At 63.0% G+C, this 12,500-nt stretch carries 12 protein-coding genes (1 of these 12 running past the window's edge); 3 read left to right on the top strand and 9 right to left on the bottom strand.

All coding sequences use genetic code 11. The features are described from left to right. The 3 genes in view from SSPSH_RS11525 to SSPSH_RS11515 are tightly spaced (at most 50 nt apart) and all read left to right on the top strand, a layout consistent with a single transcriptional unit that may run on beyond the window. Positions 1–1,597, top strand: partial view of an FUSC family protein gene (locus tag SSPSH_RS11525; protein ID WP_206772392.1) — the 3' portion only. Its footprint begins 563 nt before the window's first position; 1,597 of the gene's 2,160 nt are visible here — the last part of the coding sequence; its start codon lies off the left edge, out of view; it ends in the stop codon at positions 1,595–1,597. Beyond that, a complete protein-coding gene (locus tag SSPSH_RS18770) occupies positions 1,590–1,790 on the top strand; it encodes a DUF1656 domain-containing protein (protein WP_006914951.1) in 201 nt (66 codons plus the stop codon). Before SSPSH_RS11525 ends, SSPSH_RS18770 begins: the two co-directional genes overlap by 8 nt. Positions 1,791–1,840: 50 nt before the next feature. Next, positions 1,841–2,854, top strand: a complete 1,014-nt coding sequence (locus SSPSH_RS11515) for an efflux RND transporter periplasmic adaptor subunit (RefSeq protein ID WP_006914952.1) — start codon at positions 1,841–1,843, stop codon at positions 2,852–2,854. Here SSPSH_RS11515 and SSPSH_RS11510 read toward each other — a convergent pair. The 9 genes from SSPSH_RS11510 to SSPSH_RS11470 form a co-directional block, all read right to left on the bottom strand. After that, positions 2,851–4,113: an MFS transporter gene (locus SSPSH_RS11510; RefSeq protein ID WP_006914953.1), complete on the bottom strand. Its 1,263-nt coding sequence runs from the start codon at positions 4,111–4,113 to the stop codon at positions 2,851–2,853. The genes SSPSH_RS11515 and SSPSH_RS11510 overlap by 4 nt on opposite strands. A 38-nt stretch (positions 4,114–4,151) precedes the next feature. Further along, complete coding sequence (gene greB, locus SSPSH_RS11505) at positions 4,152–4,697, bottom strand: transcription elongation factor GreB (RefSeq protein ID WP_006914954.1); 546 nt, start codon at positions 4,695–4,697, stop codon at positions 4,152–4,154. A 96-nt stretch (positions 4,698–4,793) separates the two neighbouring features. After that, positions 4,794–5,789, bottom strand: coding sequence for an MBL fold metallo-hydrolase (locus tag SSPSH_RS11500; protein WP_021031719.1), 996 nt, complete (start codon positions 5,787–5,789; stop codon positions 4,794–4,796). Between the two features lie 69 nt (positions 5,790–5,858). Then, the gene (locus SSPSH_RS11495; protein ID WP_006914956.1) at positions 5,859–7,763 is read right to left on the bottom strand and encodes an FAD-binding monooxygenase; all 1,905 of its coding nucleotides are present in this window, start codon (positions 7,761–7,763) and stop codon (positions 5,859–5,861) included. 102 nt (positions 7,764–7,865) lie between these two features. Then, positions 7,866–8,636 (bottom strand): aldolase/citrate lyase family protein, encoded by a 771-nt coding sequence (locus tag SSPSH_RS11490; RefSeq protein ID WP_006914957.1) that lies wholly within the window; start codon positions 8,634–8,636, stop codon positions 7,866–7,868. Between the two features lie 7 nt (positions 8,637–8,643). Next, complete coding sequence (locus SSPSH_RS11485) at positions 8,644–9,447, bottom strand: FAA hydrolase family protein (RefSeq protein ID WP_006914958.1); 804 nt, start codon at positions 9,445–9,447, stop codon at positions 8,644–8,646. Next, positions 9,444–10,322 (bottom strand): fumarylacetoacetate hydrolase family protein, encoded by an 879-nt coding sequence (locus SSPSH_RS11480; RefSeq protein ID WP_021031718.1) that lies wholly within the window; start codon positions 10,320–10,322, stop codon positions 9,444–9,446. Before SSPSH_RS11480 ends, SSPSH_RS11485 begins: the two co-directional genes overlap by 4 nt. Positions 10,323–10,400: 78 nt before the next feature. Beyond that, a complete protein-coding gene (hpaE, locus tag SSPSH_RS11475) occupies positions 10,401–11,927 on the bottom strand; it encodes a 5-carboxymethyl-2-hydroxymuconate semialdehyde dehydrogenase (RefSeq protein ID WP_006914960.1) in 1,527 nt (508 codons plus the stop codon). Between the two features lie 12 nt (positions 11,928–11,939). Further along, positions 11,940–12,329 carry a 5-carboxymethyl-2-hydroxymuconate Delta-isomerase gene (locus SSPSH_RS11470; protein WP_021031717.1) on the bottom strand — a complete coding sequence of 130 codons (390 nt, stop codon included), beginning with the start codon at positions 12,327–12,329 and terminating at the stop codon, positions 11,940–11,942. Positions 12,330–12,500: the final 171 nt, after the last annotated feature.

Here is a 12,500-nt window from a genome sequence, read left to right as displayed (position 1 = left end):
CGCGGCCCGGATTGACGCGCTCAAGGCGATCGGCGCCCAGTTCCGGCGTATTGACCGCAACCCGAGCAAGGAAGACTCAGAACACGGCGATCCTGGTGATCCCAATACGCCGCACCCCGAGTTGCATGAACTGGTGAACAAGACGCTCGCACTGGAGCAAACGCGCCAGTACGCACGCTACGATGAGCCCGCCTTTGCCGAGTATGACCGCCTGGCACGCCGACTCGACTACGAGTTGTTGTCTTTGGTCAGCGCCATGGCGTCTTTGCAGGTCTATCTGGGCAAGTTCGGGGATCGAATCGATCGCACCCCCTTGCAACGACTCGACGAGGCGGCGGCATTGCTCGAAAAGGATCCGAACGATGCGTCCGCGATCAAGCTGGCTTTCAGCAAGGCTTACAACGCTGTGCTCACCAATGCCCGGGCCGACCGCGAGAACGATCGTAAGCGTTCACTGGTGGACTGGGTGATCATCACCCGTGCTCTGGATCTGGCCAACCGTATGCGTGCGGCCGTTATCAAACACGGCCTGCTTCTGGCGGAGAAGAAAAGCGCGCGCGATACACCGCGACGCACCGAATTCGCCACGCCTGTTTCGTTGCGTGAGTCGCTGCGCACCACGGCGCGTGCTGCCACCGCGATCGCTATTGGCGCGGCCATCTGGGCGACACACGACGAACCGGCGCTCAGCGGGATGATGGTGTTGCTGGCCGTGCTTACGACGTTGTTTGCGCTGGGCGACGATCCTGCGGGTGGGGCAAAGGGCTTCGGCATTGGCGGGCTGTGTGCCGGGGTCGCCGCGTTCATCGCCAATTTCGCATTGCTACCCGCAGTCAATGGGTTCGTGATGCTGATGGTCGTACTGATGCCGTTCGTGTTTGTCGCGAGCCTTGCCATGGCCACGCCGCAATGGGCCTTGATCGGACGGATTAGCCTGGTGCAGTTCGCGCTGCTGGTGAACCCCGCAAACGGCGCACGCCAGGATTTCGTGAGTTTTGCCGAGGCGTTCATGGGTGCGGAGCTGGCCGTGATTCTTGCGCTGGCGGCCTTCGCGATTATCCTGCCGGTCACGCCACGCGATCTGCTGCGCGAACGCCTGGCCGGCATGTTCGGTGAGCTGGCCAAAGGCTTCACCGGCTCGCGCGAGCGTTTCGAAACGCGTGTTTACGATCGCTTGTTGCGCTTGCCGGTCGCCGCCGACCAGGGGCGCACTCATGTGAGCGCGCGTCAGGCGGCGTTCTCGGCGGTCAATATGGGCATCGAGGCAAGGTCGCTACGACTTTTGACGACACGCGCCGGGTTCGACGACGCGATTCAACAAGCCGTGCACGACGAACTCGAAGCGCTCGAGCATATGTTCGCGCACGGTTATCCGCCGGTGCAGGACGTCTTCGCCATGCAGAAACGGACCAACGCCCTGGCACAGCAAATGCTAACCGCGGCGCTGTCGTTCACGCCGCGGCTTCGCCTGCGCCATGGCGTACGTGCAGCGGTCGCCGCCGAATTGGTTGCAGCCGCGCTGGCCGACTATGGCCTGGCGCGCGAAAATGCCGATGGCTCGGCCGTTCGGCTCGGGGAGGCCAATCGTGTTGTCTGAACAGATTGCGTTCGGGGGCATATATCTGCCGCTTTTCCTGGCGTTTCTTGCCGCGACCGGCTTGATCTATCTGCTGGTTCAGCCGCTGCTGCTGCGCAGTCGAGCCCACCGGCTTTTCTGGCATCCCGCGCTGGCTGGCGCGGCGTTATTCATCATTCTGCTGGCCAGTCTGATGCTGGTGTTCGGCCCATGAGCACGAACCGGTCACTGCGGCATAACGACCATTATCCAAGGTTTTCCTGAATGGCGAATTCGAAGCGATTTTTTGCAGTTACGCTACGCGTGATTGCCACGCTCACCGTCGTGGCAATCGCCGTATTGTTGGGCTGGTTCGCCTGGCAGCATTACGTCTATGCGCCGTGGACACGTGATGCGCGGGTACAGGCCAACGTGGTCAATATTGCGCCGGAAGTGTCGGGCACCGTGGGCCGGGTCGCGGTGAACGATGACAGCTATGTCCACAAGGGCGACTTGCTGTTCGCGATCGAGCCGGTACGTTTTGAAAACGCGGTTGCCGAAGCCAAGGCCGCTCTGGAACAGGCCTTGGCTCAGGAAAGCTTTGCCACGCGCAACGCGCGGCGGCTGGAACGTCTGCCGCGTGGCGGCATATCCACCCAGGATCTACAACAGGCCGAGTCGGAAGCCGCCTCGGCTGCGGCGTCGGTCAGCCAGGCCGAGGCGCGTCTTGCCCAGGCTAAACAGGACCTGGACTGGGCGACGGTGCGTTCGCCGGTGGATGGCTATGTCACCCACCTGCTGCTCGACGAGGGCGACTATGCCACCCAGGGCCAGTCGATGATGACGCTGGTCAACGCCGACACGTTTCGGGTGACCGCGTATTTCGAGGAAACCAAGCTCTCGCATATCGATGTGGGCGACCCGGTGGATATCGATCTCATGGCCAGCCCCGAACCGCTGCACGGGCACGTAGCCAGCATCGGCCGTGGTATCGCGGTGGCCAACAATGCGCCGGGCGAGCGTAATTTGCCCAATGTCGATCCCGTATTTCAATGGGTGCGCTTGGCCCAACGCGTGCCGGTCACCATCGCGTTTGATTCGCGCCCGGATATGCGGGTGCTGACCGTGGGCCTTTCGGCGACTGTTCATGTGCGCCCCGAAGAAGCAGAACGGCATCAGCCGGTGAGCACGACCGATGAACGCGATATGGTCCCGGCCGCTCCCAAGCTCGAAAGAGCCCGGGCCGAAGGCCTGGCCGAGCCGATCGATACGCCGGTCACGCGCGGCGCGGGCGGCTAGCGGCTGTCCGCCGGCGCGCTGGTGGCCACATCGTTCAAGCGGTCGACACGCCGCAAAGCCGGAAAAAGCGCCATCCAGATACCGACCACGGCGAGCGTGCCCACGCCGCCCAGCACCACGGCACCCACGGTGCCGAACAGCGCCGCGGTGACCCCGGATTCGAATTCGCCGAGCTCGTTGGAGGCGCCAATGAAGAGCATGTTCACCGCATTCACGCGCCCGCGCATGGAATCCGGCGTGGCCAGCTGTATGAGCGACGAACGTACGAACACGCTGATCATGTCGGCCGCGCCCATGACCATGAGGGCCATGAACGACAGCATGAAGCTTGTCGACAGCCCGAACACGATGGTTGCCACGCCGAAGATCGCCACGGCCGCAAACATGATCGCTCCGGCGCGTCGTTCGAGCGCATTGCGTCCGAGATAGATGCCCATCGAAAAAGCGCCGATTGCCACCGCACTGCGCAGCAGCCCGAGCCCGGCCGGGCCCACATGCAGAATCTCGTGCGCATAAACGGGTAGCAACGCGGTGGCGCCGCCGAGCAATACCGCAAACAGGTCCAACGAAATCGCACCGAGAATGATCGGACGCGTACGGACATAGACGATGCCGGCAGTAAAACGTGCGAACGCGCTCGCGCGGCTGGTATCGGCACGCGCCGGCAGACGCCGGCGAATCGAGGCAATCGCCACCGCCGCGCAGGCGAATAGCGCCGCGCAGAGCCCGTAGGCGAACGCCGGCCCGGCCAGGTAAACTCCGCCGCCGAGCGCCGGGCCGCCGATCACCGCCACCTGAAAGGCCGAGGAATTCCAGGCGATCGCCTTGGGCAAACGGCGTTCGCCCACCACCTGGGGCAGCAGGGATTGCATGCCCGGCCCGGCAAAGGCCCGGGCCATGCCGAACAGCACCAGCACGGCAAAGAAACCGATCGGCGACTCGGTGCCCGACAGGGTCAGCACGAGAAACAGCACGCCGGCTATCGCCTGCACCAGCCAGCTCGCGGTCAGGATCAATCGTCGCGGCAATCGGTCGGCGGCATCGCCGGCTGGCAAGACCAGCAATGCCATGGGCAGGAACTGGGCGAGCCCGACCCAGCCGAGGGTCAGCGGGTCGCGGGTCATGGCATACAGCTGCCAGCCCACCACGACAGACTGAATCTGGGTAGCCAGCGTCGCCGTCACGCGACCGATCAGCAACCGCATGAACGCGCGGTCGCGCAGAACGCTGTCGGCTTCCAGAGTGAAATAGCCTGCCATGATCGGCTGTATCCTACACCCAAGCCCGGGGGCGTGGTTCAGTCGGCCGGCGGCGTATAGTGGATGGCCACGATCTCAAGTTCGCGCCGGCCCTGCGGCAGCGCGATTTCGACGATATCGCCGAGTCGCTTGCCAATCAGCGCGCGGGCGACCGGCGAATTCAAGCTGATAGCGCCGGTGGCAGCATCGGTCTCGTCGGCACCCACAATACGATAGCGATGCGAGCTGTCGTCGTCGTCCAGAACGTCGATCCAGGCGCCAAAGAACACCTTGTCCGGGTCGTCCGGCGTGGTCTCGACCACGGTCAGCTCATCCAGGCGCTTACCCAGATAGCGCACGCGCCGATCGATCTCGCGCAGTTCTTTTTTACGATAAATATATTCGGCGTTTTCCGAACGGTCGCCCTCGGCGGCCGCTGCCGATAGCTCGCGGGTGACGTGGGGGCGTTTTTCGCGCCAGAGATAGTCCAACTCGTCGGCCAGCCGCTGCCAGCCGGCCCGGGTGATGTAATCGCGTTTTTTCGCTGCGGTCATGGCACCTATTGTACGTATGCCCGCCCCGCCCAGTGCGTCGATCTTGCTCACCCGGTTTCAGGTTTTTCGGTTGACCGGGTTCGCCGCCAACGGCGAACCCGTAAGGCTCGGGTATACGATGGCCGAACCGGTGATGGCGCGGTCGAGCTACTGCGAATTATTGGCGGGTTTACCTGCCACGTCGATCCGCATGCCGTCGCGTGCGACCACCACAGGGCCGTCGTAGTCGCCGCGTACCGCGTCGATCCAGCTCTGTTCGGTCACCGAAGGATCGTCGGCGGGCACGAGGTGGCTGAGCACCAGTTTTTTCACGCCCGCGGCATGCGCGGCGTGGCCGACCTGAGCGCCGGTCACATGGTGCGACAGAATGGCTTTCGCCAACGTGTCGCCGTTACCAATGCGCTGGGACAGCGCTTGCACGGCATCGGCATTGACCATTTCGCTGACCATGATGTCGGCGTCTTTGGCGAATTCTGTGAAGCCATCCGGAAACGAGTGCAGATCGCCGGTGAACACGATCGTCTTGCCTGCTACCTGAAAACGATAGGCGAATGCTTCGCCATCGCCGAACGGCGGGTGCGGTACACGCAGCGCCGCTACCTTCATGGTGGCGTCATCGAGAACCGACCCGGCATCGATCTCATGCACGTCGACGAGTTTGCGTGGGTCCGGTCGGCCTTCATCCGCGACGCGCTTGTCGATATCGACCGCGAACATCTGCCATACCTGGTCGGTCATTGCCTGCATGCCGGGTGGACCATAGACCGAGATCGGCTGTTTCAAGCCTGTCGCCCAAGCGTTCATGACCAGCGCCGGGTAGTCGAGCACGTGATCGCTATGAAAATGGGTGATGAAGATCGAATGCAGTTGTTTCAGGCTTTGCCCGGCCTGGGCCAGACGCAGACTGGCGCCGTAGCCGGCATCGATCATCACGATTTCATCGTCGACGATCAGCGCGCTCGACTGCGAAATACGCTTGGGCGTAAGCAGCGCCGGCCCGCCTTTCGTACCCAGCAACAACAGTTCGACATTCGTGTCGCTTGCGTCCTGTGCCCAGGCGTTTGCCGGCAGCAGGCCGATGAGGCCCAGCAGCACCGCCACCGATAGGTGATGAAGAAACCGATAACGCATTGTTTGAAACATCAAGACATCTCCTCTGGCACAGGGCCTTATTTATTGTGTGGGTTGAAACCCTTGGGTGGGCCGTCGCGTCTAGCGGCGTGAAGCGCCAGGCTCGAGCAGGATCGGCTTGAAGAACGCAGCCAGCTCGTCGGTCGCGCCCAGCGGCAGCACGTGGGCCACGTACTGGTCGGGCCGTACGATCACCAGCGCGCCCTTGGCGGGGTCGATACCGCGCCGCTCGAAAATATCCGCTGCCGGGTCGAGGGCGAACACGTTTTCGTAGTCCACCAGTTCGAAAGGCCCGGTGCGCGGCATGAATGCCTTGGACACGGTTTCGATGGCCACGTCGGCATGCGCCTGCGGATAAACCACTTTCACATCGAAGATATGGTTGGTGTCGCGGTCTTTCGGCGTATACGCCACGACTGGCGACTGGGGCGAGCTGATTAGCCAGTCGGCCCAGTCCGCCAGCGCCGTGTTGGAGCCGGCGGCCTGCGAATCGGCGAACACGTAGATCCGCCAACGACCGTCGGCGCGGGCCTGGTGACCCAGCTGCAGCGGGTTTGCATCGCATACGCGCACCACCGGTGCGGACTTGAAGCGTTTGCCGATCGGAAAACCGCTCGCCAGTGCCTGATAGGTGGTTTCGCCGGTGATCAACGACGGCTTGTATTCGGTCATGAAGCCGGCCGGAAACTCGGCGGTCTTGACGTAGAAATCCTCGAGCTGGCCGGGGTCGTCGAAGTCCTCTTCGCGGGTGGCCATCAGCGTCGACCATTCGCGGTCGAAGTCGATGAGGTTCTGGGCGACTTCCTGTCGTTCCTCGGAATAGGTGTTGAGCAAGGCCGCCGGGCTGCGGCCATCGACCACGTAGCCGAGTTTCCAGCCCAGGTTGAAGCCGTCCTGGATCGACACGTTCATGCCCTGACCGGCCTTGGCGCTGTGGGTGTGGCAGGCATCACCGGTGATCAGCACGTTCGGCGTCTGGGTGGCCGGGTCATCGACGTCGTCGAACTTGTTGGTCAGCCGATGGCCGACTTCATACACGCTGTAGCGGCCGATGTCGCGTATGTCGATCGAGTAGGGATGCAGGATTTCGTTGGCCTTGGCGACCGTCTGTTCGAGGGATGTCTCGCGGATGCTGCGGCTGGCATCGTCGGTGGCGACTTCGCCCAGATCCACATACATGCGAAACAGATGCCCGCCCTCGCGCGGAATATGCAGGATATTGCCGCCGGCCTTGGACTGGATGATGCACTTCTTGCGGATATCCGGAAAATCGCTCACTGCCAGGGCATCGACCACGCCCCAGGCATGGGCGGCCTGCTGACCGCGCATTTCGCGGCCGATCGCCTTGCGTACCTTGCTATGCGCGCCGTCGCAGCCGACCAGATACTTGGCGCGTACCGTGCGCTGTTCTCCTTCGCGCCCTGCCGACGTATCGCGCAGCGTGACGGTGAGCGGATAATCCGGGTCGCCGTCGTTCTCGACGTGGACGAACTCGATACCGTAATCGGGCCTGATGCGCGCCGGCGAGTTTTGCATGAACTCGACGAAATAATCCTGTACGCGCGCCTGGTTGACGATCAGGTGCGGAAATTCGCTGATGCCCTGCGGATCGTCGACCGGCACCGATGCGCGTGCGATATGCGATGGCTTGTCCGGGTCCGGACGCCAGACCGCCATTTCCGTGATGCGATAGGCTTCTTCGGTAATCGCGCCGGCGAAGCCGAAGGCCTGAAAGGTCTCCACGCTGCGGGCCTGGATGCCATCCGCCTGACCGACTTCGAGACGATGCGGGCGGCTCTCGATCAAGCGCGTATTGACGTTCGGGAACTGCGACAGCTGAGCCGCAGCGGTCACGCCGGCCGGGCCGGCGCCGACGATCAGCACATCGATCTGGTCGGGCAGATCGTCCGGGCGGTCGATACCGACACCGGCCGCGGGTTCGACTTTCGGGTTGCCCGAGACATAACCATGATGATGAAACTGCATTGGTGCATCTCCTCAGACGGCGGCTCTTCTGCAAGAAGAATTTTTTTATGCTGCAGAAAGCGGCGTTTTGAGTCGTCTCGCACGACGACTTGTATAAGTGTTCTAGTCGTTCTTGTAAGTGGCACGAAGCTGGCGCGCCGAATTGACCAGCAGCCCTACATCGCTGCCCACGGCGACAAACGTCGCGCCGAGTTCCAGGCAGCGGCTGGAAAAATCATGGTTCGACGACAGCATGCCGGCCGGTTTGCCGGCGGCCACGATGCGATTCACCGCGTCTTCCACGGCCTGGCGCACGTCGGCATGGGTCGGGTTACCGCGATGGCCCATGTCGGCGGCCAGGTCGGCCGGGCCGATGAACACGCCATCAACGCCGTCCACGGCCAGGATGTCGTCCAGCGCAGCCAGTCCGGCCTGCGACTCGATCTGCAGCAACAGGCAGATCTGGGCGTCGGCTTCATCCAGATAGTCGGTGTAGGTGTTGTAGCCCGAAGCACGCGCCAGCGCCGCGCCGATACCGCGCTTGCCGGCCGGCGGATACGTTACCGACGCCACCGCGGCGCGGGCCTGCTCGGCCGATTCGATCATCGGTACGAGCAGTGTCTGGGCGCCGATATCCAGCATCTGCTTGATGGTCGCGCGATCGTCGTCTTTTACACGGACCACCGGCTGCGAGCGTGTATCGCCCATGGCGCGCAGCTGTGCGAGCACGTCGCGCAGGCCGTTCGGGCCGTGTTCGCCGTCGATCACCAGCCAGTCGAAACCGGTATGCGAGCAGATTTCGGCCACGGTCGGGTCGCCACAGGCCACCCAGAGACCGATCTGGGCGTCGCCCTGGGTCAGTCGCTGCTTGAATGTATTGATGGGTACGGTCATGACGAACCTATTCGAAGTCGATATGCACCTGACCGAACGCGCCGAAATCGGCCGCGATTTCGGTGCCGGCCGGGCATTCGATCGGGCTGATGAAAGAGCCGGAGAGCACGACATCGCCCGCGTTCATGCGCTGGCCATAGGTGTGCATGCGCCGTGCGAGCCAGACCAGGCCGTCGACCGGGTCGTCGAGCACGCCGGCGCCCAGGCCCGTTGCCACGGTTTCGCCGTTCTTCTTGACGATGGCACCGACCCAGCGCAGATCGAAGGCGTCCGGCGCATGGCGTGCCTCGCCGAGCACGATGCCGGCATTGGCGGCGTTGTCGGCCACCGTGTCGAAAATACGGCGACGCTGGCCGGTTTCCGGATCGGCACGCAGAATGCGCGTATCCAGGATCTCGAGGGCGGGCACCACATAGTCTGTCGCCGCCAATACGTCCTCGCGGCTGACGTCGCCTTCCAGCGGTGCTTTCAGCACGAAGGCGATTTCGGCTTCTACACGCGGCTCGATATAGCGGGTATTCGGCACCCGCGCGCCGCTTTCGAACCGCATGTCGTCGTAGAGCACGCCGCTATCGGGTGTTTCGATGCCGAGGGCGTCCTGCATGACTTTCGAGGTCAGCCCGATCTTCCAGCCGAGAATTTGCCGGCCCGCGTCGAGCTTGGGCTGCATCTGGGCAGTCTGGATGGCGTAGGCATCGTCGAGCGTCATGTCCGGGTGCGCGACCGAGAGCAGGCCGATCTGACGCCGCTCGGCCTCGGCGGTCAGCAAGGCCTGGGCGGCGGCATCGACCTGTGCGGCGTCGAGCGTCATTGTTCGTCTTCCACGCGGTTGGACAGAACGCCGACGCCCTCGGCTTCGACTTCCACGACATCGCCCGGCTTGAGCCAGACCGGCGGGTCGAGTCGGGCGCCCGCGCCCGTGGGCGTGCCGGTGACGATCACATCGCCCGGCTTGAGCGTGGTGAAGGTGGAGATATAGGAAATCAGATATTTGAAGCCGAACATCATGCGCGCGGTGCGGTCGTTCTGACGCACCTCGCCGTTCACGCGGGTGGTCAGCTCGATATCGGCGATCTGGCTTTCATCCTCGAACGGGACGAGCCAGGGGCCAATGGCGCCAGTTCGATCGAAATTCTTGCCCTGGGTGACGTTGAACTTGGCATGGCGGACCCAGTCGCGGATCGTGCCTTCGTTGCACAGCGTGACGGCGGCGACATGATCGAGGGCGCTGTCTTCGGGGATGCGTCGCCCCTCGCGACCGATGACCAGAACCAGCTCGCCTTCGTAGTCGAGCTTTTCGGATTCCGGCGGACGAACCACGGCCTGGTCGTGCCCCACGAAGCTCTCCGGGAACCGAATGAAGATCGAGGGGTAGGGCGGCAGCTCCTGGCCGTCCTTGTATTCGGCGTTGCGGTCGGGGTAGTTCACGCCGACACAGATGATCTTGCCGGGGTTCGTAATCGGAATATCGAAGCTGATGTCGTCGAGGGCGAAATCTGCCGTTCGCGTAGCCGCCGATTCTGCGATCTGTGCAAGCGCACCGTCGGCGACCGCCGCGTCGAGCGTTGCCCACTGAGCGCCATGCAATGCGCCCAGGTCGACGATGCCACCGTCGACGATCGCACCGTAGCTGTGCCGGTTCTGGTGAACAAAACTGCAAAGGCGTGGCCGTTGTACTTCAGACATGGGGCGTTCCATCGTGTTGGGTTGCGATGACGCCGGCGGACCAATGCTGTGTCCGTCGGCGTCCGGGGACCGAGCGGGCTATTCCTGGTCGAGCCTCGGAATAGGCCGGTCGTCGGTGGCCAGCGCAATGTTCTTGGTTTCCATATAGAACTCGAACGAGTAGTCGCCACCGTCGCGGCCGATGCCCGAATCCTTCATGCCGCCAAACGGGGCCGGCAAATGGCGCACGTTCTGCGAGTTCACCCAGATCATTCCGGCGTCCATCTTCTCGGTGAAGCGCAGGGCACGGGTCATATCGTGTGTCCAGACATAGCCAGCCAGGCCGTAGTCCACCCCGTTGGCCAGCTCCAGCGCTTCGGTTTCGTCGGCGAAGGGGATGGCGGTCAGCACGGGCCCGAAGATTTCTTCCTGCGCGATACGCATTGAGGCGCGGGCGTTGGTGAACAGCGTCGGCCTTACATAGCAGCCGTTGGCTAGATCACCGTCGGTGATTTTTTCGCCGCCGGTGGCAATCGTGGCGCCTTCTTCCTGCGCGATGTCGAAATAGGAACGCACTTTTTCTTCATGCGAGGGGTGAATCAACGGGCCGATGACCGTGGCCGGGTCCAGCGGATGGCCGACCTTGATCCTGGCCGCGCGCTCGGCGAGCTTGGCCACGAACTCGTCGTGTACTGAATCTTCGATCAGCAGACGGCTCGAGGACGTGCAGCGTTCGCCGTTGAGCGAATAGATCATGAACAGCGCGGCATCGGCGGCGCGATCCAGGTCGGCATCGGCAAACACCACAACGGGGTTCTTGCCGCCCAGTTCGAAGTGCACGCGTTTCAACGTGGCCGCACCCTGGCCGAGGATCATCTGCCCGGTACGGCTTTCGCCGACAAAGCCGATGGCCTTGATGTGCGGATGTTCGGTGAGTGCCTTGCCGGCGTCTTCGCCGAAGCCGTTGACCGTGTTCCATACGCCCTTGGGCAGGCCGGCGTCTTCGGCAATTTCCACCAGCAGACGCGCGGTCAGCGGCGAGAACTCGGCCGGTTTGTGAACGATGGTGCAGCCGGCCGCCAGTGCCGGCGCGATCTTCCAGGTCGAGAGCATGAACGGTGTGTTCCACGGCGTGATCAGACCCACCGGGCCGATCGGTGTACGCGTGGTGATATTGATCTGGCCCGGTGCTTTCAGCGACTGGCCGTCGCGTGCGCTGGGCGCCCGATCGGCGAAGAAGCGGAAGTTCGCCGCCCCGCGCAGGGCCGCCTTGGACATGAACCGAAACGCCTGGCCGGTATCCATGCATTCCACCAGCGCGATTTCCTCGGCACGGGCTTCGATGGCATCGGCCACCTTATGCAGGATCTTCTTGCGCTCGCCGCCTTCCATATCGCGCCAAGCGCCAAAGGCCGCCTTGGCTGCCTTGGCAGCACGGTCGATATCCTCGGCGCCGCCGTGGGCGACATCGGCGAGCTTGGATTGATCGACCGGCGAAATGGTTTCGAACGTCTTGCCGCTCGCGGCCGGCACGGATTGTCCGTCGATATGGTTGGACACGCCATCGTTACGAAAACGTGCCAGATAGGACTCGGCTTTATCGAGATTGTCTTGGAAAGAGGCCATGACAGCTCCGGTCTAGGATTTGGCGCGCAGGCGCGGATGGATCGCGTTCTTCTTCCAGCTCAGTTCGCGCGATATTTCGCGTACCTCGAGCGACAGACAGAAGTGCGGGGTATCGAACAGTTCGGCCAGTTCGGTCTGGAAACAGCGGAACAAGGCTTCGCCGATCTGGGTTCGGTCGTCTTCGCTACGGCCCTCGCCGATACGAAGCGAGGCATCCAGGAAGGCGTTCTCGGGCAGTTCGTCGGCCACCGCGTAGTGATCGCAGCGCAGGGTGCGCACACGAATAGCGCCGGGTTCGAAAAAGCCGGTGTCCAGCAGCGTGGCGTTCAAGCGGCTGCACAGACCCGTCAGGTCGACGCGATCGGCCAGGTTGGCCGAATACTCCATGCACAAATGCGGCATGAGCCATTCTCCTCTTGTTGTTTTATTTATCATGTTAAATAAAAACGCGGACGTCAACCGCTGTCCTGCGCCCCTGTCCCGCCGCCCGCGGGCCTTCGGCCGGGCTGGTCGAGGCGCTGATATCCGACGACAGGCCCTAGTTGTGATCTTTCAGTAGGTTGTTCATCCGGG

Source organism: Salinisphaera shabanensis E1L3A, from assembly GCF_000215955.2.
Classification (GTDB): Bacteria; Pseudomonadota; Gammaproteobacteria; order Nevskiales; family Salinisphaeraceae; genus Salinisphaera; species Salinisphaera shabanensis.
This window is presented reverse-complemented; position numbering and strand designations above follow the sequence as displayed.